The sequence below is a fragment of the Streptomyces sp. NPDC048516 genome (assembly GCF_043199875.1).
Lineage (GTDB): Bacteria > Actinomycetota > Actinomycetes > Streptomycetales > Streptomycetaceae > Streptomyces.
Window position 1 is genome coordinate 16149 of the sequence record NZ_JBICWS010000015.1, and the last position, 20580, is coordinate 36728.

Annotated in this window: 22 protein-coding genes; 3 read left to right on the forward strand and 19 right to left on the reverse strand. The window is 69.7% G+C overall.

What is annotated here, in order from left to right:
* Nucleotides 1–111: 111 nt before the first annotated feature.
* The 4 genes from ACGFR7_RS26770 to ACGFR7_RS26785 form a co-directional block, all read right to left on the reverse strand.
* Complete coding sequence (locus ACGFR7_RS26770; protein WP_393324157.1) at nucleotides 112–1536, reverse strand: NAD(P)H-hydrate dehydratase; 1425 nt, start codon at nucleotides 1534–1536, stop codon at nucleotides 112–114.
* Between the two features lie 146 nt (nucleotides 1537–1682).
* Nucleotides 1683–2051, reverse strand: a complete 369-nt coding sequence (locus ACGFR7_RS26775) for a holo-ACP synthase (RefSeq protein ID WP_393324160.1) — start codon at nucleotides 2049–2051, stop codon at nucleotides 1683–1685.
* Nucleotides 2048–3895, reverse strand: coding sequence for a glutamine--fructose-6-phosphate transaminase (isomerizing) (gene glmS, locus ACGFR7_RS26780; RefSeq protein WP_393324163.1), 1848 nt, complete (start codon nucleotides 3893–3895; stop codon nucleotides 2048–2050). The genes ACGFR7_RS26775 and glmS overlap by 4 nt, the downstream gene beginning before the upstream one ends.
* Before the next feature lie 216 nt (nucleotides 3896–4111).
* Nucleotides 4112–4282, reverse strand: coding sequence for a hypothetical protein (locus tag ACGFR7_RS26785; protein ID WP_393324166.1), 171 nt, complete (start codon nucleotides 4280–4282; stop codon nucleotides 4112–4114).
* A gap of 328 nt (nucleotides 4283–4610) precedes the next feature.
* Here ACGFR7_RS26785 and coaA point away from each other — a divergent pair, with 328 nt between their 5' ends.
* Both coaA and ACGFR7_RS26795 read left to right on the forward strand, forming a co-directional pair.
* A complete protein-coding gene (gene coaA, locus ACGFR7_RS26790; protein ID WP_393324169.1) occupies nucleotides 4611–5594 on the forward strand; it encodes a type I pantothenate kinase in 984 nt (327 codons plus the stop codon).
* Nucleotides 5595–5606: 12 nt separating this feature from the next.
* A complete protein-coding gene (locus ACGFR7_RS26795; RefSeq protein WP_393324172.1) occupies nucleotides 5607–6545 on the forward strand; it encodes a DUF389 domain-containing protein in 939 nt (312 codons plus the stop codon).
* Between the two features lie 156 nt (nucleotides 6546–6701).
* Here the strand turns inward: ACGFR7_RS26795 and glmM are convergent, their stop codons facing one another.
* The 4 genes from glmM to ACGFR7_RS26815 form a co-directional block, all read right to left on the reverse strand.
* Nucleotides 6702–8060 (reverse strand): phosphoglucosamine mutase, encoded by a 1359-nt coding sequence (glmM, locus tag ACGFR7_RS26800; RefSeq protein WP_393324175.1) that lies wholly within the window; start codon nucleotides 8058–8060, stop codon nucleotides 6702–6704.
* Between the two features lie 143 nt (nucleotides 8061–8203).
* Complete coding sequence (rpsI, locus tag ACGFR7_RS26805) at nucleotides 8204–8716, reverse strand: 30S ribosomal protein S9 (RefSeq protein ID WP_018090882.1); 513 nt, start codon at nucleotides 8714–8716, stop codon at nucleotides 8204–8206.
* Nucleotides 8717–8759: 43 nt separating this feature from the next.
* Nucleotides 8760–9203 carry a 50S ribosomal protein L13 gene (rplM, locus tag ACGFR7_RS26810; RefSeq protein WP_006604900.1) on the reverse strand — a complete coding sequence of 148 codons (444 nt, stop codon included), beginning with the start codon at nucleotides 9201–9203 and terminating at the stop codon, nucleotides 8760–8762.
* A 425-nt stretch (nucleotides 9204–9628) separates the two neighbouring features.
* On the reverse strand, nucleotides 9629–11263 hold the full coding sequence (locus tag ACGFR7_RS26815; protein WP_393324179.1) for an ABC-F family ATP-binding cassette domain-containing protein: 1635 nt from the start codon (nucleotides 11261–11263) through the stop codon (nucleotides 9629–9631).
* Between the two features lie 56 nt (nucleotides 11264–11319).
* On the opposite strand from ACGFR7_RS26815, the gene ACGFR7_RS26820 reads away from it, so the two are divergent.
* Complete coding sequence (locus ACGFR7_RS26820) at nucleotides 11320–12192, forward strand: hypothetical protein (RefSeq protein WP_393324182.1); 873 nt, start codon at nucleotides 11320–11322, stop codon at nucleotides 12190–12192.
* A gap of 57 nt (nucleotides 12193–12249) precedes the next feature.
* On the opposite strand, the gene truA is transcribed toward ACGFR7_RS26820, so the two are convergent.
* From truA to secY, 11 genes are all read right to left on the reverse strand, one after another.
* Nucleotides 12250–13116, reverse strand: a complete 867-nt coding sequence (gene truA, locus ACGFR7_RS26825; protein ID WP_393324185.1) for a tRNA pseudouridine(38-40) synthase TruA — start codon at nucleotides 13114–13116, stop codon at nucleotides 12250–12252.
* 172 nt (nucleotides 13117–13288) lie between these two features.
* Nucleotides 13289–13756 (reverse strand): 50S ribosomal protein L17, encoded by a 468-nt coding sequence (rplQ, locus tag ACGFR7_RS26830; protein ID WP_088798397.1) that lies wholly within the window; start codon nucleotides 13754–13756, stop codon nucleotides 13289–13291.
* Between the two features lie 185 nt (nucleotides 13757–13941).
* Nucleotides 13942–14964: a DNA-directed RNA polymerase subunit alpha gene (locus tag ACGFR7_RS26835; protein ID WP_003956430.1), complete on the reverse strand. Its 1023-nt coding sequence runs from the start codon at nucleotides 14962–14964 to the stop codon at nucleotides 13942–13944.
* 109 nt (nucleotides 14965–15073) lie between these two features.
* Complete coding sequence (gene rpsD, locus ACGFR7_RS26840; protein WP_393324190.1) at nucleotides 15074–15700, reverse strand: 30S ribosomal protein S4; 627 nt, start codon at nucleotides 15698–15700, stop codon at nucleotides 15074–15076.
* 29 nt (nucleotides 15701–15729) lie between these two features.
* Nucleotides 15730–16134, reverse strand: a complete 405-nt coding sequence (gene rpsK, locus ACGFR7_RS26845; protein ID WP_004571845.1) for a 30S ribosomal protein S11 — start codon at nucleotides 16132–16134, stop codon at nucleotides 15730–15732.
* Nucleotides 16135–16230: 96 nt separating this feature from the next.
* Nucleotides 16231–16611 (reverse strand): 30S ribosomal protein S13, encoded by a 381-nt coding sequence (gene rpsM, locus ACGFR7_RS26850; protein ID WP_129295752.1) that lies wholly within the window; start codon nucleotides 16609–16611, stop codon nucleotides 16231–16233.
* Nucleotides 16612–16809: 198 nt separating this feature from the next.
* On the reverse strand, nucleotides 16810–16923 hold the full coding sequence (gene rpmJ, locus ACGFR7_RS26855; RefSeq protein WP_003956441.1) for a 50S ribosomal protein L36: 114 nt from the start codon (nucleotides 16921–16923) through the stop codon (nucleotides 16810–16812).
* Between the two features lie 60 nt (nucleotides 16924–16983).
* On the reverse strand, nucleotides 16984–17205 hold the full coding sequence (infA, locus tag ACGFR7_RS26860; RefSeq protein ID WP_003956442.1) for a translation initiation factor IF-1: 222 nt from the start codon (nucleotides 17203–17205) through the stop codon (nucleotides 16984–16986).
* Between the two features lie 311 nt (nucleotides 17206–17516).
* Nucleotides 17517–18353, reverse strand: a complete 837-nt coding sequence (gene map / locus ACGFR7_RS26865; RefSeq protein WP_393324195.1) for a type I methionyl aminopeptidase — start codon at nucleotides 18351–18353, stop codon at nucleotides 17517–17519.
* 122 nt (nucleotides 18354–18475) lie between these two features.
* Nucleotides 18476–19132, reverse strand: a complete 657-nt coding sequence (locus ACGFR7_RS26870) for an adenylate kinase (RefSeq protein WP_393324198.1) — start codon at nucleotides 19130–19132, stop codon at nucleotides 18476–18478.
* Nucleotides 19132–20445: a preprotein translocase subunit SecY gene (gene secY / locus ACGFR7_RS26875; RefSeq protein ID WP_393324201.1), complete on the reverse strand. Its 1314-nt coding sequence runs from the start codon at nucleotides 20443–20445 to the stop codon at nucleotides 19132–19134. Before secY ends, ACGFR7_RS26870 begins: the two co-directional genes overlap by 1 nt.
* Nucleotides 20446–20580: the final 135 nt, after the last annotated feature.

Consider the following 20580-nt stretch of genomic DNA (forward strand, 5'->3'; position numbering starts at 1 on the left):
GCCGCTCCGTTGCCTGCCGTCAGCCGGTCGTCCGCGGCCGGTCCGCCGTCCGCCGCCGGTCCGCCGCCCGCTGCCGTCCCGTCATCCACCCGCCGGTCGCCGGTTTTGCTGTCAGCCCGTCACATCCCGCCAGGCCTCCGTCAGATGGCCCGCGACCTCCGAGGCCAGGATCGGCGCGCCGGCCGGCCCGGCCGCCCGGCGGGCCGCCAGCCCGTGCAGATACGCACCGACCGATCCCGCGTCCCGCGCCGTGAGTCCCGCGGCGAGCAACGCCCCCGTCAGCCCCGACAGCACGTCCCCGCTCCCGGCCGTCGCCAGCCAGCTGGTGCCCGTGGGGTTGACCCGCACCGGTCCGTCCGCCTCCGCCACCAGCGTCGTCGAGCCCTTGAGCAGCACCGTGGCGCCGTACCGCGCCGCCAGCTCCCGTACGGAGGCCAGCCGGGCCGCCTCGACCTCCTCGCGCCCGCGCCCGAGCAGGGCAGCGGCCTCCCCCGCATGCGGCGTCAGCAAGGTCGGGGCCGGGCGCCTGGCGACCCGACGCGGCGTCAGGAACCGCAGCCCGTCCGCGTCCACCAGCACCGGAACCTCCGCCGCCAGCACGTCCTCCAGCGCGTCCGATTCCTCGCCGATGCCCGGACCGATCACCCACGACTGCACCCGGCCCGCCTTGTCCGGCGGCCCGGCATGCACCAGCGTCTCCGGGAACCGCGCCAGCACCGCCTCGGCGGCCGGCCCGACATAGCGCACGGCCCCGGCGCCGCCCCGCAACGCGCCCGCCACCGCGAGCACCGCCGCCCCCGGATAGCGCGCGGACCCGGCGACCACCCCGACCACGCCCCGCCGGTACTTGTCGCTCTCGGGCGCCGGACGCGGCAGCAGTCCGGCCACATCCGCGTGCTGCAACGCCTCGGCGTCGGCCTCCCGCGGCAGGGTGAGCCCGATGTCCACCAGCCGCAGCGCGCCCGCCCGCTCGTGCGCCGGATCGATCAGCAACCCCGGCTTGTACGCGCCGAACGTCACCGTGGCGTCGGCCCGTACGGCGTCCCCGGCGACCTCACCGCTGTCCGCGTCCACTCCGCTGGGCAGGTCCACCGCCACCACCGGCGCCGACTCCCATGCGGCCCGCACGAGTTGCGCGGCCTCCGGGCGCAGCCCGCCCCGTCCGCCGATCCCGACGATCCCGTCCACGACCAGCGCGGCCCGTGCGATGTCCCCCCGCGCATCGGCCGAGACGCGCCCCCCGGCGGCCCGCAGCGCGGCCAGCCCGCCCTGGTGGGCCCGTTCGGGCGAGAGCAGCACCGCCGCCACCCCGGCCCCCCGCCGCGCCAGCCGGGCACCGGCGTACAGCGCGTCCCCGCCGTTGTCACCGCTGCCCACCAGCAGCACCACCCGGGCTCCGTACACCCGCCCCAGCAAGTCCGCGCAGGCCACGGCCAGTCCGGCCGCCGCCCGCTGCATCAGGGCCCCTTCGGGCAACCGGGCCATGAGCTCTCGCTCGGCGGCCCGCACGGTCTCCACGCTGTAGGCAGTCCTCATGCCGACAAGTCTCGCCCCTCGCCCCCGGGGCAGGCGGCATTTCTCCCGCGGGCCCTCGCGGGGGATGTCCTCTCGCGGGGCCGCCCAGGCCCCTCCCGCAAAGACGGCGCCCGCCCCCGGCGAACGGGGGCGGGCGCCGCAGGTCCTCATCCCTCGGCGATCACCACGGCGGAGGCGACCCCCGCGTCATGGCTCAGCGACACATGCCACGACCGGACCCCGAGCTCCTTCGCCCGGGCCTCGACGGTGCCCCGTACCCGCAACCGCGGCTGACCACTGTCCTCGACGTACACCTCGGCATCGCTCCAGTGCAGCCCGCCCGGTGCCCCGAGCGCCTTGGCCAACGCCTCCTTGGCGGCGAACCGGGCCGCCAGCGAGGCGATGCCGCGGCGTTCACCGCTGGGCAGTATCAGCTCCTCCGCGATGAACAGCCGCTGCGCCAGCTCCGGCGTACGCTCCAGCGCCTCGCCGAAGCGCTCGATCTCGGCGACATCGATCCCGACCCCGATGATCACTCGACCGTCACCGACTTGGCGAGGTTGCGCGGCTGGTCGACCTCGTTGCCGCGGGCGGTGGCGAGCTCGCAGGCGAACACCTGCAGCGGGATCGTGGAGACCAGCGGCTGCAGCAGCACCGGTGTCCGCGGAATGCGCACGAGGTGATCGGCGTAGGGCACCACCGTCTCGTCGCCCTCCTCGGCGATCACGATCGTCCGCGCCCCGCGGGCCCGGATCTCCTGGATATTCGACACGATCTTGTCGTGGAGCACGGACCGCCCGCGCGGCGACGGCACGACAACGACGACCGGCAGATCGTCCTCGATCAACGCGATCGGCCCGTGCTTGAGCTCCCCGGCCGCAAAGCCCTCCGCGTGCATATACGCGAGTTCCTTGAGCTTGAGCGCACCCTCCAGCGCCACCGGATAGCCCACGTGCCGGCCGAGGAACAGCACGGTGTTCTTGCCGGCGAGGCCGCGCGCCAGCTCCCGTACCGGCTCCATCGTGCCGAGCACCTGCTCGACCTGGGTGCCGATGGCCGCCAGTTCGCGCACCACGTCCCGGATCTCGTCGCCCCACTTCGTGCCCCGCACCTGCGCGACGTACAGCGCCACCAGGTAACAGGCCACCAGCTGCGTCAGGAACGCCTTGGTCGACGCCACCGCGACCTCGGGCCCGGCGTGCGTGTACAGCACCGCGTCCGACTCCCGCGGAATGGTCGAACCGTTCGTGTTGCAGATGGCGAGCACCTTCGCGCCCTGCTCGCGCGCATGGCGCAGCGCCATCAGGGTGTCCATGGTCTCGCCGGACTGGCTGATCGCGATGACCAGCGTCCGCCGGTCCAGGATCGGGTCGCGGTAGCGGAATTCGCTCGCCAGCTCCGTCTCGCACGGGATCCGCGTCCAGTGCTCGATCGCGTACTTGGCGATCATCCCCGCGTGGTACGCCGTCCCGCAGGCCACGATGACGACCTTGTCGACCTCGCGCAGCACGGCGGGCGGGATCCGCACCTCGTCCAGGGACAGCACCCCCGAGGCGTCGATCCGCCCCAGCAGCGTGTCGGCAACGGCCTTCGGCTGCTCCGCGATCTCCTTCAGCATGAAGTAGTCGTAGCCGCCCTTCTCGGCGGCCGAGGCGTCCCAGTCGATGTGGTACTCGCGCACCTCGGCGGGTGCCCCGTCGAAGCCGGTGACCGTCACCGCTTCCCGGCGCAGCTCCACCACCTGGTCCTGCCCCAGCTCGATCGCCTCACGGGTGTGCGCGATGAACGCCGCCACGTCCGACGCGAGGAAGGCCTCACCGTCGCCGACCCCCACCACCAGCGGCGAGTTCCGGCGCGCCCCGACCACCACGTCCGGCTCGTCGGCATGCACCGCGACCAGCGTGAACGCACCCTCCAGCTGCCGGCAGACCTGCCGCATCGCCTCGGCCAGCTCCCCGCAGGACGAGTAGGCCTCGGCCAGCAGATGCGCCACGACCTCGGTATCTGTCTCGGACGCCAACTCGTGTCCGCGGTCGGTGAGTTCCGCGCGCAGCCCGGCGAAGTTCTCGATGATGCCGTTGTGCACGACGGAGACCCGGCCGGCGTTGTCCATATGAGGATGGGCATTGCCGTCGGTGGGCCCGCCATGGGTGGCCCACCGGGTGTGCCCGATACCGGTCGAGCCGGCCGGCAACGGACGGTCGGCCAGCTCCTTCTCCAGATTGGCGAGTTTGCCGGCCTTCTTGGCCGCTGCCAGCCCGCCATCGGCCAGCACGGCGATACCCGCCGAGTCATAGCCGCGGTACTCCAGCCGCTTCAAACCGGCCAGGACGACGTCAAGGGCGCTCTGCCCGCCCACATATCCCACGATTCCGCACATGGAGGCAGCGTACGCCGGGGACCTGTACGACCCACGGCGACAGGTAAGCGGACGCGCAGGCCAAATGGTTCCACGGCTCTTTCGATCCCATGAGACACCTGGGCGGCTACGCCTACGGGCCGGCCATCGCCTTTGAGTGCGCAGCCGACGACACCCACGTACCTCCAGAGGCGGCCCGCCCGTTCCAGCCGAGCGCGCTGCGCGACAACGGCTCCCTCAAAACCCCCGCGCTATTCGCGCGTGCGCCTCGCGCACCGTCTCCAGGAACTCCTCGTCCGCCTCCGCGTCCGCACCGAGTTCGCTGCCCGGCTCGTGGCGCTCCAGGAAGTCCTGTAAATCCTCCCCCAGGTCCTCGTCCGGCAGCTCCTCCGCCAGCTCGGCGTACACCCGCGCGGCGAATCCGTCCGAGGCGGCATCCGCCGCCCGGCCCCCGGTCGCGCTTGTGGTCCTCCCCCACGGCCACTGTCCCAGCAGGCCGGCCCTACGCGCTCCCACACGCACCCCCTGAATCATCCCTGGCCCGAAAGCCGGGCCTCTCCCCGCTACCGACCGTACCGGGCAAAATCCCTCGGGTACAGACACCCGGGCAGAGAAGCCCCCAAGCCCGCCCCGACGTCCACAAGACCGGCCTCCGGGGTGCCCGGGCGGGCAGCCCCGGGTGCCTACCGTGACACCCCGAGATGAACGGCGGGTGGCGGCTGCGCACAATGGGCGCGTGCCCCTGACGACCGATCCGCAGCAACGGCGCCGCGCCGACAGCTCCCCGTACGTCGATCTGACGCGCGCGCAGTGGAGCGCCCTACGGGAGAAGACCCCCCTGCCCCTGACGGCCGACGAGGTCGAACGGCTGCGGGGCCTGGGTGATGTCATCGACCTCGACGAGGTGCGCGATGTCTACCTCCCGCTGTCCCGGCTCCTCAACCTCTACGTCGGCGCCACCAGCAATCTGCGCGGCGCGCTGAACACCTTCCTCGGCGACGCGGGCGGCGGCCCCCAGCCCGGCACCCCGTTCGTCATCGGGGTGGCGGGCAGCGTGGCGGTCGGGAAGTCCACCACCGCCCGGCTGCTGCAGGCGCTGCTGGCCCGCTGGCCCGAGCATCCGCGCGTCGAGCTGGTCACCACCGACGGCTTCCTGTTTCCCAACGCCGAGCTGCACCGCCGCGGTCTGATGTCCCGCAAGGGTTTCCCCGAGTCCTACGACCGGCGGGCGCTGACCCGCTTCGTCGCGGATGTGAAGTCCGGCAAGGCCGAGGTCTCCGCGCCCGTCTACTCCCACCTCATCTACGACATCGTGCCCGGCGAGCGGCTGACCGTGCAGCGCCCGGACATCCTCATCGTCGAGGGCCTGAACGTCCTGCAGCCGGCGCTGCCCGGCAAGGACGGCCGCACCCGCCTCGGGCTCGCCGACTTCTTCGACTTCTCCGTCTACGTCGACGCCCGCACCGAGGACATCGAGAAGTGGTATCTCGGCCGCTTCCGCAAGCTGCGCGAGACGGCCTTCCAGAACCCGTTCTCGTACTTCCGCAAGTACACCCAGGTCTCCGAGGACGAAGCCCTCGACTACGCCCGGATGATCTGGCGCACCGTCAACAAGCCCAATCTGCAGCAGAACGTGGCCCCGACCCGCGGCCGCGCCAACCTGGTGCTGCGCAAGGGGCCGGACCACAAGGTGCAGCGGCTGTCGTTGCGCAAGCTCTAGGAGTCGCACGCCATGTTGCATCTACGCCTGATCGTCCCCGAAGACCGCACGGCCGACGTGCTCCGGCTGCTGGAGACGACCGTCGGAGTGACCCATCTGGTGGTGCTGAGCGGGGCGGCCCGTGACCCGCAGGGCGATGTGGTGATGTGCGATGTCGCCCGGGAGGCCGCCGACGGTCTGCTGGCCGGGCTCCGGGCCATGGAGCTGGACCGGACCGGTTCCATCGCGCTGGAGAACATCGATCTGTCGCTGTCCCGGCGGGCCGACCGGGCGGCGGACGACGCCCCCGGCGAGGGCGCCGACGCCGTGCTGTGGGAGTCGCTGACCGACGCCACCCACGAGGAGTCCACGCTCTCCGCGACCTACCTGGCGTTCCTGACGGTCGCCACGATGATCGCGGCCTGCGGCGTGGTCCTCGACAACGCGATCCTGATCGTCGGCGCGATGGCCGTGGGCCCGGAGTTCGGACCGGTGGCCGGTATCTGCACCGCGCTCGTCCGCCGGGCCCCACGGCTGGCCTGGCGCTCCCTGGTGGCGCTGCTCGTGGGGTTCGTGGTGGCGATGGCGGTCACCGTGGGCTTCAGCCTCTTCATGGACGCGGTGGGCCTCTTCCACTTCAAGGACCTGGAAGCCGCGCGCCCGAACACCAACTTCATCTACCGGCCCGACTGGTTCTCCTTCGTCGTCGCCGTGCTCGCCGGTATCGCCGGGGTGCTCTCGCTGACGTCGGCGAAGTCGGGCGCCCTGGTCGGTGTGGCGATCTCGGTGACCACGGTCCCGGCCGCGGCCAACGCCGCGGTGGCGCTCGGCTACCAGGAGTACGGCCAGGCCTGGCACTCCATGGAGCAGTTGCTGCTGAACCTGGCCGGCATCGTCCTCGCCGGCACCCTGACCCTGACCACCCAGAAACTGCTGTGGGCCCGGCAGGGCACCGGGCGACGGGCCCACTAGGTTCTGTCGTCACCTTCCCGTCGCCGCCCGAAGGGCCGCCCCGCGGCCGGGAAGGTGACGACAGCCACCGGGACCGCCCCGGCCGTCCGGCCGCCCACGAAAAGGCCCCGCCCGATGCCGGGCGGGGCCTTCGTCATACCGGTCGGCAGGACCGGGCTAGCCCAGCGCGGACTTGACCGCGTCGGCCAGCCGCTCGGCCACCGCCCGCGCCTGCTCGATGTCCGCGGCCTCCACCATCACCCGCACCAGCGGTTCCGTACCGGACGGCCGCAGCAGCACCCGGCCGGTGGCGCCCAGTTCCCGCTCCGCCTCGGCGACCGCCGCGGTCAGCTCGGGGGAGGTGGTCACCCGCGACTTGTCGACGTCGGGGACGTTGATGAGGATCTGCGGCAGCCGCTCCATGACGCCCACCAGGTCGGCCAGCGGCCGGCCGGTCGCGGCGATCCGGGCACCCAGCATCAGACCGGTCAGCGTGCCGTCGCCGGTCGTCGCATGGTCCAGCACGATCACATGCCCGGACTGCTCACCGCCCAGCGCGAAGCCGTGCGCCTTCATCTCCTCCAGGACGTAGCGGTCGCCGACCGCGGTCTGGACGAGGTCGATGCCCTCGCGCTCCATGGCCAGCTTGAAGCCCAGGTTGGACATCACGGTGGCGACGACGGTGTTCTTGCGCAGCATCCCCGCCTCGCGCATCCCGAGCGCCAGCACGGCCAGGATCTGGTCGCCGTCGACCTCGTTGCCCTCGCGGTCCACGGCCAGGCAGCGGTCCGCGTCGCCGTCGTGGGCGACACCCAGGTCGGCGCCGTGCTCGACGACGGCCGCACGCAGCAGCTGGAGGTGGGTGGAGCCACAGCCTTCGTTGATGTTCAGGCCGTCGGGGTCGGTACCGATCGTGATGACATCGGCGCCGGCCCGCGCAAAGGCCTCGGGCGAGACCCGCGCCGCCGCGCCGTGCGCACCGTCGATGACGATCTTCAGCCCGTCCAGGCGGTTGGGCAGCACGCCGACGAGATGCGCGACGTAGTTGTCGAAGCCCTCGTCGTAGACGGTGACCCGGCCCACGCCCGCACCGGTCGGCCGCTCCCAGGGCTCACCTGAGCTGTGGGCGCGGTAGGTCTTCTCGATCCGGTCCTCCAGCTCGTCGGCGAGCTTGTGGCCGCCGCGGGCGAAGAACTTGATGCCGTTGTCGGGCATCGGGTTGTGACTGGCGGAGAGCATCACACCGAGGTCCGCGCCGAGGGAACCGGTCAGATAGGCGACCGCCGGGGTCGGCAGCACCCCCACCCGCAGCACGTCCACGCCGGCGCTGGCCAGGCCCGCCACGACCGCGGCCTCCAGGAACTCCCCGGACGCGCGTGGATCGCGTCCGACCACCGCCACCGGCCGGTGACCTTCGAAGGTGCCCGCTTCCGCGAGTACATGCGCCGCAGCGACCGACAGACCGAGCGCCAGCTCCGCCGTCAGATCCGCATTGGCGACGCCGCGCACACCGTCCGTGCCGAAGAGTCGTCCCACTGGTGTCCTCCGAGTAGATGAGCTTGGACCAGAGCGTTAAGTCCAGGTATACGCCCCAGCTCCTGGATAGCCGAACGCCCCGGCAGCACGGATCCGTGCCACCGGGGCGTTCGCCAAGTGCTGCATGTCGCAGCGAGCGCGGATTAGCGCTTGCTGTACTGCGGCGCCTTACGGGCCTTCTTCAGACCGGCCTTCTTGCGCTCGACCGCACGGTCGTCACGCTTGAGGAACCCGGCCTTCTTCAGCGCGCCGCGGTTGTTGTCCACGTCCGCCTCGTTCAGCGCACGGGCCACGCCCAGGCGCAGCGCACCGGCCTGGCCGGAGATGCCGCCACCGGAGATGCGGGCAACCACGTCGTAGCGGTTGTCGAGCTCGAGCACCTTGAAGGGCTCGTTGACTTCCTGCTGGTGCACCTTGTTGGGGAAGTAACCCTCAAGGGTGCGACCGTTGATCTTCCACTGGCCGGTGCCCGGAACGATCCGGACGCGGGCAATGGCGTTCTTGCGACGGCCCAGGCCGGCGGCCGGCTGCGGGTCGCCGAAGCGGGAGGCGAGGGACTCGGAGGTGTACTCCGACTCCACGACCTCGGTCTCAGTGGTGTATTCCTCGACGGCGTCGTCGTTCTCGATGACGGTCTCGGGAGTGGTCTCGGCCACGATGCTCCTCAGAATTCTCTGTCGTCTTAGGGGGTGGCCGGAACTACTGCGCGACCTGGGTGATCTCGAACGGGACCGGCTGCTGCGCAGCGTGCGGGTGCTCGGCGCCCGCGTAGACCTTCAGCTTCGAGAGCATCTGACGGCCGAGGGTGTTCTTGGGGAGCATGCCCTTGATGGCCTTCTCGACGGCCTTCTCGGGGTTCTTGTCGAGCAGCTCGTCGTAGCGGACGGAGCGCAGACCACCCGGGAAGCCAGAGTGGCGGTAGGCCATCTTCTGGGTCCGCTTGTTGCCGGACAGGTGCACCTTGTCGGCGTTGACGATGATGACGAAGTCACCCATGTCAACGTGCGGCGCGTAAACGGGCTTGTGCTTACCCCGCAGGAGGGACGCGGCCTGGGTGGCCAGACGGCCCAGGACAACGTCCTGCGCGTCAATGATGTGCCACTGGCGCTGGACATCGCCGGGCTTGGGGCTGAACGTACGCACGGTTAGCCTTCGCTTCTTCAGAGGTGGGGTATCCCCAGGGCCTGAGGCCTCGGGGACGGGTCCTGTACTGGTCACCGCTGCCGATCACACCAGCAGGAGCGGCACTACGGGTGACGCAACCCGATCGTCCGTCGCTGGTCATCGGCCCGGTGGACCGCGTAAGGGCCCCCTCACGTGAGATAGAGCAAGCCAATACGCATAACGAAAAGGCAGAATACCGGCCCGGCCCTGGTGGGGTCAAAACGCCCCCCGAACCGGCGTGCGGTACCGGCCTCCGCCGCCTTCCCGGTCACCGTGCGTATCGGCTGCCCCACGCCCCCGCAGGGAGCCGGCACCGTAGTCCGCACCGGAACTGGAACCGGAGCTGGAACCGGAGCTGGAACCGGCACCGGCACCGGCACCACAGAGCCACCGCCGGCCGTGGCCTACCGCTCGCGCACCACCCGCCGCTCATCCCACACCGGCTCCGCCGTCTCCCGTACCAGCCCGTCCGAGCCGAAGACCAGGAACCGGTCGAAGGACCGCGCGAACCACCGGTCGTGGGTCACCGCCACCACCGTCCCCTCGTACGCCTCCAGCCCCTCCTGCAGCGCCTCCGCCGACTCCAGGTCCAGGTTGTCCGTCGGCTCGTCGAGCAGCAGCGCGGTCGTGCCGGACAGCTCCAGCAGCAGGATCTGGAAGCGCGCCTGCTGGCCGCCGGAGAGCCGTTCGAAGCGCTGCTCGGCCTGCTGCTCCAGCTCGTAGCGGCGCAGCGCCGACATGGCCTGCCCCTTGTTCTTGGCGTGCTCGCTCCACAGGATGTCGAGCAGGGTGCGGCCCATCAGCTCGGGGTGGGCGTGGGTCTGCGCGAAGTGGCCCGGGACGACGCGGGCGCCGAGCTTCCATGCGCCGGCGTGCGGGACGGGGTTCTGCTCGTCACCGGCCAGCAGCCGCAGGAAATGGGACTTGCCCGACCCGTTGGAGCCGAGGACCGCGACCCGCTCGCCGTAGAAGATCTCCAGGGAGAAGGGCTTCATGAGGCCGGTCAGCTCCAGCCCCTCGCAGGTGATCGCCCGTACCCCGGTGCGCCCGCCGCGCAGCCGCATGGTGATCTCCTGCTCGCGCGGCGGCTCCGGCGGCGGCCCGGCCTCCTCGAACTTCTTCAGCCGGGTCTGCGCCGCCGCATAGCGCGAGGCCAGCTCGTGGCTGACCGAGGCCGCCTGGCGCAGCGAGACCACCAGCTTCTTCAGCTGCGCATGCTTCTCGTCCCAGCGCCGCCGCAGCTCCTCGAAGCGGGCGAAGCGCTCCTTGCGCGCCTCGTGGTAGGTGTCGAAGCCGCCGCCGTGCACCCAGACGTCGGAGCCCGCGGGGCCCGGCTCGACGCTGACGATCTTCTCCGCGGCCCGGGCCAGCAGCTCCCGGTCGTGCGAGACGAACAGCACCGTCTTACGGGTCTGCCGGAGCTGTTCCTCCAGCCAGCGCTTGCCCGGCACGTCCAGATAGTTGTCCGGCTCGTCCAGCAGCAGCACCTCGTCCGTGCCGCGCAGCAGCGACTCCAGCACCAGCCGCTTCTGCTCGCCGCCGGACAGCGTGCGCACCTGCCGCCATTGCGCCTTCTCGTACGGCATCCCCAGGGCCGCCGTCGTGCAGATGTCCCAGGCCGTCTCGGCCTCGTAGCCGCGCGCCTCGGCCCAGTCGCTGAGCGCCTGGGCATAGGCCATCTGCGCGGCCTCGTCGTCGCCCTCGGCGGTCATCATCGCCAGCTCCGCGGCGTCCACCGCCGCTGCCGCCGCCCTGATCCGTGGCTGCGCCACCGAGACCAGCAGGTCACGCACCGTGCGCTCGTCCCGTACGGAGCCCACGAACTGCGGCATCACGCCCAGCCCGCCGCTGACCGTCACCGCACCGCCGTGCGGCTGGAGCTCCCCCGCGATCAGCCTCAGCAGCGTCGTCTTCCCGGCGCCGTTGGCTCCCACCAGCGCCACCGATGCGCCCTCCCCCACCCGGAAGGACACGTCTCCCAGCAGGACCCTCCCGTCCGGCAGGTAGTACTCCAGATGTCCGGCCTCAAGATGTCCCATGAGCGGGATTGTGACCGGCCTCCGGACGTTCCACCAACCCCATTAGGATGCGCGGCATGAGTTTTGGGCAAGGGGGGCCGTTCGACGGCCCCGGGGGTTCTTCGTCGTCCACTCCGGACTGGGGTGCACTGGCCGAGGAGAGCGAGGCACAGACCCGCCGCAAACGCCGGCTGTGGATCGGCGGTGGAGCGCTGGCGGCCCTCGCGGTGGCCGGCATCGTCACCTTCGCCGTCATAGCCGGCGGCAGTGGGTCGCCGGGCGGCAATCCGACGGCGTCGCCCACGGCGTCCGACCAGGCCGCGGCGCCGGACGACCAGCCGTCCTTCCCCGACGTCTCCGTGCCGCCCCCGCCCAACCCGCGGGACTACATCTCCGACCCCAAGAAGGACCGGGCGCCGCTCACCCCGGCCACCCTCTTCGCCCAGAAGAGCATGGTCGTCGGCGCACACACCTACCCGCGCACCAAGACCGCCACCACCAAGGACTGCACCGCCGCCGCCCAGGGGCCGCTGGTCTCCTCGCTGTCCCACAACGGCTGCAGGCAGCTGCTGCGCGCCACCTACGCCAAGGGCGGCGTCGCGGTCACCGTCGGCGTCGCGGTCTTCGACTCGCCCGCCCAGGCCGCCAAGGTCATGAACGAGAACAAGGCCAATCTCATGCCGCTGCCCGGCGGCGGTGTCCCCTCGGACTTCTGCCAGGGCACGAAGTGCCGGATGGCGACCAATGCCACCGGCCGCTACGCCTACTTCACGATCGCCGGCTACCTCAACGGCAAGGACGTCACCGCCACGGAGACCAAGGCCCGCCAGATCGCCCGGGACGGCGGCGCCTACGCGTTCAGCCAGATCACCCAGCGCGGCAAGGACCAGGCCGCCAAGGCTGCCGAACAGCAGCTCAAGGACGCCCAGAAGAAGGCCGGCAAGTCCTGACCCCTTCCGGTGGCGCCGCCCTTCCCGGCGGCGCCCCGAAGGCTCCACGGACCCCGCTCAGCAGCAGCCGCCCCCGCCGCCGCCCCCGGGCAGCGTCCGCTTGTTGCGCGCCTCCTGGTTGCGCGCCATCAGCAGCTCGTCGGCCGGGTAGCCGACCTCCTCCAGGGTCAGCCCGTGCGGCCGTACGACATGGACGGCGGAGTCCCGCACCCCGGCGGCCAGCACCTTCCCCGGCCACTCCACCGGCCGGTGCCCGTCGCCGACGAACAGCATCGCCCCCACCAGCGACCGCACCATGTTGTGGCAGAAGGCGTCCGCCCGCACGGTCGCCGTGATGATCCCGTCCGCCCCGCGCGACCAGCTCAGCTCCTGCAGCGTCCGGATCGTCGTCGCGCCTTCCCGCCGCTTGCAGTACGCCGCGAAGTCGTGCTCCCCCAACAGCGGCCGCGAGGCCTCGTGCATCGCCTCGACGTCCAGCTCCCAGTCGTGCCACAGCACATGGCCGCGCAGCAGCGGATCCACGCCCCCGTGGTGATCGGTCACCCGGTACGCGTACCGCCGCCAGATCGCCGAGAACCGCGCATTGAACCCGTACGGCGCCTCGGCCAGCCGCCACACCCGCACATCCTTGGGCAGCCGCCCGGCCAGCCGCCGCAGCAGCTTGTCCTGATGCTCGGCCCACACCGCCGCGGGCAGGTCCACGTGCGCCACCTGCCCCCGCGCATGCACCCCCGCATCCGTTCGCCCGGCCACGGTGAGCTCATACGTCTGTCCGGACCGGGTCACGGTCCGCAGCGCATCCTCGATCTCCCCCTGCACGGTCCGCCGGCCACCGGCCTGCTTCGCCCACCCGGAGAAGTCCTTTCCGTCGTAGGAAAGGTCCATCCGCACCCGGACGAACCCGGGCTCCACTTCGTCACTCACGACAGCAATCCTCCCTCACGCCGCGGACAGCCGTTCCGCCCGGGCGCATCCCCGGTGCGCGCCCCCGGGCACGACGCCCCGGGCACGGCGGAACGGCCCCGCCACCGCCCGCCCGCGCACGCGAAAGCGGGCCCGCCCCGAAGGACGGACCCGCTCACACGTCAGTCAGGACTCAGGCGTCCTTCGACTCCTCGGTCGCCTCGGCAGCCGGGGCCGCCTCCGCGTCCTTGGCCGCACGCTTCGTCGCGGCCTCGGCCTCACCGGTGGCCTGCTGGGCCACGGTCAGCGCCTCCACCAGCTCGATGACGGCCATGGGCGCGTTGTCGCCACGGCGGTTACCGATCTTGGTGATACGGGTGTAGCCACCCGGGCGGTTCTCGAACCGCGGGGCGATCTCCGTGAAGAGCGTGTGCACGACGCTCTTGTCCGAGATCAGCTGCATGACCTGACGGCGGTTGTGAAGGTCGCCCTTCTTCGCCTTGGTCACCAGGCGCTCCGCGTACGGACGCAGACGACGGGCCTTGGCCTCGGTCGTCGTGATGCGGCCGTGCTCGAAGAGCGAGGTGGCCAGGTTGCGCAGCATCAGGCGCTCGTGCGCAGCGCTGCCGCCCAGACGGGCACCCTTGGCGGGCTTCGGCATGGTGTATCTCCTTCATTGCTGCACCGGCCGTATCAGGTACCGGTGACAGTTCCCACGAGGCGGGCGCCCCGCGGAAGATTCTGCATGCTCCGGGGGATCACCCCCGGGCCCCCAGCCGGAAACGCAGGCCGGTGGTCAGCACGGCAGGGGCCCGGGAATCACTCCCGGACCCCAGCCGGTCGGACTCAGTACTGCTCGGTCTCCACGAACCCGGCGTCCGCGTCGTCGTCCGCGCCGAAGGCGTCGGCGGCAGCGGTCGGGTCGAATCCGGGCGGGCTGTCCTTGAGGGCCAGGCCCATGCCGGCCAGCTTCGCCTTGACCTCGTCGATCGACTTCGCACCGAAGTTGCGGATGTCGAGCAGGTCGGCCTCGGAGCGCGCCACGAGCTCACCCACGGAGTGGATGCCCTCACGCTTGAGGCAGTTGTACGAGCGGACCGTGAGCTCCAGCTCCTCGATCGGCAGCGCCAGGTCGGCGGCCAGGGCGGCGTCCGTCGGGGACGGGCCCATGTCGATGCCCTCGGCGTCGATGTTGAGCTCGCGCGCCAGACCGAACAGCTCGACCAGGGTCTTACCGGCGGACGCCATGGCGTCACGCGGGCGCATGGCCTGCTTGGTCTCGACGTCGACGATCAGCTTGTCGAAGTCGGTGCGCTGCTCGACACGGGTCGCCTCGACCTTGTACGTGACCTTGAGCACCGGCGAGTAGATGGAGTCGACCGGGATACGGCCGATCTCCTGGCCCACCTGCTTGTTCTGGACGGCGGAGACGTAGCCGCGACCGCGCTCGACGGTCAGCTCCATCTCCAGCTTGCCCTTGCCGTTGAGCGTGGCGAGGACCAGGTCCGGGTTGTGCACCTCGACACCGGCCGGCGGGGCGATGTCCGCGGCGGTGACCAGGCCGGGGCCCTGCTTGCGCAGGTACATCACGACCGGCTCGTCGTGCTCCGAGGAGACGACCAGCTGCTTGATGTTGAGGATGAGGTCGGTGACGTCCTCCTTGACGCCCGGCACGGTGGTGAACTCGTGCAGGACACCGTCGATGCGGATGGACGTGACCGCCGCACCCGGAATCGAGGACAGGAGGGTCCGACGCAGGGAGTTGCCGAGGGTGTAGCCGAAGCCCGGCTCCAGCGGCTCGATCACGAACCGGGAGCGGTATTCGTCGACGACCTCTTCGGTCAGCGAGGGACGCTGAGCAATCAGCATGGTGTTCGATCCTTCAGTCGTGGACGCCCGCTATTTGACGCCCGCTGTACTGACAAGGGTACGGGCGGCACGGCGCAAACAGCTCCGTACCGCCCCCACCGGTCAGCCCTTACTTGGAGTAGAGCTCAACGATCAGCTGCTCCTGCACCTGGGTGTCGATCACCTGGCGCTCGGGCATGCTGTGCACGAGGATCCGCAGGTTCGAGGGGATCGATTCCAGCCAGGCCGGAACGGTCCTCTCGCCGGCCTCGGCCTGCGCCACCGCGAACGGGGTCAGGTTCCGAGAGCTCTGGCGGACCTCGACGATGTCGTTCACGGCCACGCGAGCCGACGGAATGTCGGTCTTGCGGCCGTTCACCGTGATGTGTCCGTGACGGACCAGCTGACGGGCGTGGTCGCGGGACTTGGCAAAGCCGGCCCGGTAAACCACGTTGTCGAGGCGGGTCTCAAGGATGCGCAGAAGGTTCTCACCGGTCTTGCCGGTCTTCTGGTTCGCTTCCTTGTAGTAGTTCACGAACTGCTTCTCCAGGACACCGTAGATACGGCTGCACTTCTGCTTCTCACGAAGCTGGAGCAGGTACTCGCTGTCCTTGGTGCGCCCGCGACCGTGCTCACCCGGGGGGTAAGGACGGATCTCGATCGGGCACTTCGCGCTCTCGCACTTGCTCCCCTTGAGGAAGAGCTTCTGCTTCTCCCGACGGCAACGCTTGCAGTCGGCCCCGGTGTATCGCGCCATTTTCCAGTTGTCTCCGTTACCTCAGTGCGTCAGACGCGCCGGCGCTTGGGCGGGCGGCATCCGTTGTGCGGAGTGGGGGTGACGTCCTGGATCGAACCCACCTCGAGGCCGGTGGCCTGGAGGGAGCGGATCGCGGTCTCACGGCCGGAGCCGGGACCCTTGACGAAGACGTCGACCTTGCGCATGCCGTGCTCCTGCGCGCGGCGGGCGGCCGACTCGGCGGCCATCTGCGCGGCGAAGGGGGTGGACTTGCGCGAGCCCTTGAAGCCGACGTGGCCGGCAGAGGCCCAAGAGATCACGTTGCCCGTGGGGTCGGTGATCGAAACGATCGTGTTGTTGAACGTGCTCTTGATGTGAGCGTGCCCGTGGGCAACGTTCTTCTTCTCCTTGCGGCGCACCTTCTTGGCGCCGGCCGTACGGCCCTTCGGAGGCATTCATTACTCCCGTGGAGGTGGTCGGTCCTACAGCGAAGACCGCTTGCAGGGGCCTGGGGGGTCTCCCCCAGGGCACACAGTGCGTCCTGCTGAGGACTACTTCTTGCCCGGCTTCTTCTTGCCGGCGATCGCGCGACGCGGACCCTTGCGGGTACGGGCGTTCGTGCTGGTGCGCTGACCGTGCACCGGCAGACCGCGACGGTGACGCAGACCCTGGTAGCAGCCGATCTCGACCTTGCGGCGGATGTCGGCCTGGATCTCGCGACGGAGGTCACCCTCGGTCTTGAGGTTGTTGTCCACGAACTCGCGGATCTTGATGAGGTCTTCCTCAGCAAGGTCGCGAACACGGGTGTTCGGGTCCACGCCGGTGGCGGCGAGGGTCTGCTGCGACAGCGTCCGCCCGATACCGAAGACGTAGGTGAGGGCGACCTCCACACGCTTTTCGCGCGGGAGATCAACGCCTGCGAGGCGTGCCATTGATGTGGCTCCTGATGGCTATTCGGAGGTCTTCCGCAGCACCGTTCCCGTAAGACTCTGAAGAATTACGAGCCGGGTCCCCGGCCTCCGAGCCGGGGGTGTCGTCCCCACGCGAGTGATGCGGGGGTCGGGTGACTGCGTATGTACGTATGTGCTTGCGTCGCGCGAAAACTGCGAAATGCAGGTGGTCGGCGTGCGTCAGCCCTGGCGCTGCTTGTGGCGCAGGTTGTCGCAGATAACCATGACCCGGCCGTGGCGGCGGATCACCTTGCACTTGTCGCAGATCTTCTTGACGCTCGGCTTGACCTTCATGGGATGTGAGGTTCTCCGGGTCAGTGCCGTCACCCCACGGGAGCGGGGCGCCGACAAGATCTACTTGTAGCGGTAGACGATCCGGCCACGCGTCAGGTCGTAGGGAGAGAGCTCCACGACGACCCGGTCATCCGGGAGGATACGGATGTAGTGCATCCGCATCTTTCCGCTGATGTGCGCGAGGACCTTGTGACCGTTCTGGAGCTCCACCTTGAACATGGCGTTCGGGAGGGACTCGATCACGGTGCCCTCGATCTCGATGGCACCTTGCTTCTTGGCCACGCTTCGCCCTTCGAATCGGCTACCTTGATCGACTATCCCGCACCACACCCTCGACCAAGAGGGCATACGGATGCACGAGAGCCGACGCGTTAGTCTACGTCAGCACCCAGCAAAAGACGAATCCAGGATTATTGCCCACCCGGGGAGATCCTTACGCCCGGGGCCGGTCGGCCGGGCGCGTCAGAGCGCCGGGCGGGCCGGGCCGGCGGGCGCGTCAGGCACCCGGGCGGCCCGGGCCGGCGGGCGCGTCAGGCACCCGGGACGGGTCAGGCGATGGAGTCTCCCCTGACCCTCAGGGTCTTCGGGAAGGATCAGGCGAGGGGGTCGGGCGCCGCGGTGATTCCCAGCTCGGCGAGCTTGGCCTTGCCGCCGTCCGGCGCGGTCAGCACCAGCGGGCCGTCCTCGGTCAGCGCGACCGAGTGCTCCCAGTGCGAGGACCAGCTGCCGTCGTTCGACTTGACCGTCCAGTCGTCGTCGAGGACGTGGGTCTTGGCCGTGCCGAGATTGACCATCGGCTCGATGGCGATGCAGAAGCCGGGCACCAGCTTGGGGCCGCGGCCGCGCTTGCGATCGACGTAGTTCAGCAGGTGCGGGTCCATGTGCATCTGCGAGCCGATGCCGTGGCCGCCGTAGTCCTCGACGATGCCGTACTTACCGCCGGCGGGGCGCGGCTGGCGGCGGATGTAGCCCTCGATCGCCTTGGAGATGTCGACCAGCCGGTTGCCCTTGGCGACCGCCGCGATACCGGCCCACATCGACTCCTCGGTGACCCGGCTCAGCTCGACCAGCTCCGCGGAGTGGCCGGAGCCGACGAAGGCGGTGTACGCCGCGTCGCCGTGCCAGCCGTCGATGATCGCGCCGCAGTCGATGGAGATGATGTCGCCGTTCTGCAGCACCGTCTCCGTGTCGGGGATGCCGTGGACCACGACATCGTTGACCGAGGTGCAGATCGTCGCGGGGAAGCCGCCGTAACCGAGGAAGTTCGACTTCGCTCCGTGCTCGGCGAGCACCTTGCGTGCCGCGTCGTCCAGATCCTTGGTCGTGGCGCCGGGCACCGCGGCCTCCCGGGTCGCCGCGTGAATGGCGGCGACCACCAGCCCCGCCTCGCGCATCTTCGCGATCTGCTCGGGGGTCTTGATCTCCACCATGACGGCTGGCGCCTTCCTGAACCGACTACAACGCATATCCGGCGGCCGTCACGACCGCCCCGTACACGATACGGCCGCGGCACCCTTGCGGGCACCGCGGCCGTATCGGAAGCCGTGTGCTGCTACGCGTCCCGCGACGGCAGGGCCGCCATGGAGCGCCGGGTGACCTCGTCGACCTTCCCCATCGCGGGGATGGTGACGACCAGGTCCTGGTCCTTGTAGTAGTCGATGATCGGCTCGGTCTCCGTGTGGTAGACCTCCAGCCGCTTGCGGACGGTCTCCTCACGGTCGTCGTCCCGCTGGTACAGCTCGCCGCCGCAGACGTCGCAGACGCCCTCGGCCTTCGGCTTGTTGTACTCCGCGTGGAAGACGTGGCTGGAGTCGTTGCGGCAGATGCGCCGGCCGGCGATCCGCTTGACGACCTCGTCCTCAGGGACCTCCAGGTCCAGGACGGCGTCCAGCTTGAGGTTCTTGTCCTTGAGGTACTCGTCCAGCGCCTTGGCCTGGCCAAGGTTGCGCGGGAAGCCGTCCAGGAGGAAACCGTTTGCCGCGTCGGGCTGCTCCATACGGTCCTCGGCCATCGCGATGGTGACCGAGTCGGGCACCAGGTTGCCGGCGTCCATGTACGACTTCGCCTCGCGGCCGAGGGGCGTGCCCTGGCTGATGTTGGCGCGGAACAGGTCCCCCGTGGAGATGTGCGGGATCTCGAGGTTCTTGGCAAGGTACGCAGCCTGCGTACCCTTGCCGGCCCCCGGGGGTCCGACGAGGACGATTCGCATCAGCGGAGGAACCCTTCGTAGTTGCGCTGCTGAAGCTGGCTCTCGATCTGCTTCACGGTCTCCAGACCCACACCCACGATGATCAGGATGCTCGTCCCGCCGAACGGGAAGTTCTGGTTCGCGTTGAAAAGCACCAACGCCACTGTTGGTACGAGCGCGATCAGCCCCAGGTACAGCGAGCCCGGCCACGTGATCCGGTTGAGCACGTAGCTGAGGTACTCGGCCGTCGGGCGACCAGCCCGGATACCCGGGATGAAGCCACCATACTTCTTCATGTTGTCGGCAACTTCTTCGGGGTTGAAGCTGATGGCGACGTAGAAGAAGGCGAAGAACACGATCAACAGGAAGTACGTAACGATGTAAACCGGGTGATTTCCCTTGGTGAAGTTGGTGGCGATCCACGTCGCCCATGCCGCCTTCGACCCGCTGAACTGTGCGATGAGGGCTGGAATGTAGAGCAGCGATGACGCGAAGATGACGGGAATCACACCCGCCTGGTTCACCTTGAGCGGGATGTAAGTGGACGTTCCGCCATAGGACCGGCGGCCGATCATCCGCTTCGCGTACTGCACCGGGATCCGCCGCTGGGCCTGCTCGACGAAGACCACCAGCGCGACCATCGCCAGGCCGACCGCGATCACCGCGAAGAACTCGATCCAGCCGTCGGCGAGCTTGCCGGTGAGCTTGATCTGCCACAGCGCGCCCGGGAAGCCGGCCGCGATGGAGATGAACATCAGGATCGACATGCCGTTGCCGATACCGCGGTCGGTGACGAGCTCACCGAGCCACATGATCAGGCCGGTGCCGGCGGTCATCGTGATGACCATGGTGATCGTGGTGAAGATCGACTGGCTGGGGACGATCTCGCGGGCGACCGGGCAGCTCTGGAAGAGCGCACCGCTGCGGGCGGTGGCCACCAGGCCGGTGCCCTGCAGGATGGCGAGCGCCACGGTCAGATAGCGGGTGTACTGGGTGATCTTTGCCTGCCCGGACTGCCCCTCTTTCTTGAGGGCTTCCAGCCGCGGGATCACCACGGTCAGCAGCTGGAGGATGATGCTCGCCGTGATGTACGGCATGATCCCCAGCGCGAAGATCGTGATCTGCAGCAGCGCACCACCGCTGAACATGTTCACCAGGGCGAACAACCCGCTGCTCCCGCCGGCCTGCTTCATGCAGGTCTCGACGTTCGCATAGTTGACCCCGGGGACCGGGACGTGTGCGCCGATCCGGTAGAGCACGACGATGCCCAGTGTGAACAGCAGCTTCTTGCGCAGGTCGGGCGTCTTGAACGCTCGGGCGAACGCGGTGAGCACGGTGCCTCCTGCGCCTCCCGCCTTGAATGCGAGAGGTGACGGTCTTGAGGATCGACGAATACGTAGCGGGCAAAAACCGCGCGGACACGGCCCGCGCGGCGGGGGTCCGGGACGAAGCCCGGAAAACAACAGTCC

What these genes read in the sequence shown, in the direction of transcription:
- ACGFR7_RS26770 (WP_393324157.1), bottom strand. Translation starts at nt 1,536, where the DNA reads ATGAGGACTGCCTACAGCGTGGAGACCGTGCGGGCCGCCGAGCGAGAG.
- glmS (WP_393324163.1), bottom strand. Translation starts at nt 3,895, where the DNA reads ATGTGCGGAATCGTGGGATATGTGGGCGGGCAGAGCGCCCTTGACGTC.
- ACGFR7_RS26795 (WP_393324172.1), top strand. Translation starts at nt 5,607, where the DNA reads ATGTTGCATCTACGCCTGATCGTCCCCGAAGACCGCACGGCCGACGTG.
- ACGFR7_RS26815 (WP_393324179.1), bottom strand. Translation starts at nt 11,263, where the DNA reads ATGGGACATCTTGAGGCCGGACATCTGGAGTACTACCTGCCGGACGGG.
- ACGFR7_RS26820 (WP_393324182.1), top strand. Translation starts at nt 11,320, where the DNA reads ATGAGTTTTGGGCAAGGGGGGCCGTTCGACGGCCCCGGGGGTTCTTCG.
- rplQ (WP_088798397.1), bottom strand. Translation starts at nt 13,756, where the DNA reads ATGCCGAAGCCCGCCAAGGGTGCCCGTCTGGGCGGCAGCGCTGCGCAC.
- ACGFR7_RS26835 (WP_003956430.1), bottom strand. Translation starts at nt 14,964, where the DNA reads ATGCTGATTGCTCAGCGTCCCTCGCTGACCGAAGAGGTCGTCGACGAA.
- rpsD (WP_393324190.1), bottom strand. Translation starts at nt 15,700, where the DNA reads ATGGCGCGATACACCGGGGCCGACTGCAAGCGTTGCCGTCGGGAGAAG.
- rpsK (WP_004571845.1), bottom strand. Translation starts at nt 16,134, where the DNA reads ATGCCTCCGAAGGGCCGTACGGCCGGCGCCAAGAAGGTGCGCCGCAAG.
- rpsM (WP_129295752.1), bottom strand. Translation starts at nt 16,611, where the DNA reads ATGGCACGCCTCGCAGGCGTTGATCTCCCGCGCGAAAAGCGTGTGGAG.
- rpmJ (WP_003956441.1), bottom strand. Translation starts at nt 16,923, where the DNA reads ATGAAGGTCAAGCCGAGCGTCAAGAAGATCTGCGACAAGTGCAAGGTG.
- map (WP_393324195.1), bottom strand. Translation starts at nt 18,353, where the DNA reads ATGGTGGAGATCAAGACCCCCGAGCAGATCGCGAAGATGCGCGAGGCG.
- ACGFR7_RS26870 (WP_393324198.1), bottom strand. Translation starts at nt 19,132, where the DNA reads ATGCGAATCGTCCTCGTCGGACCCCCGGGGGCCGGCAAGGGTACGCAG.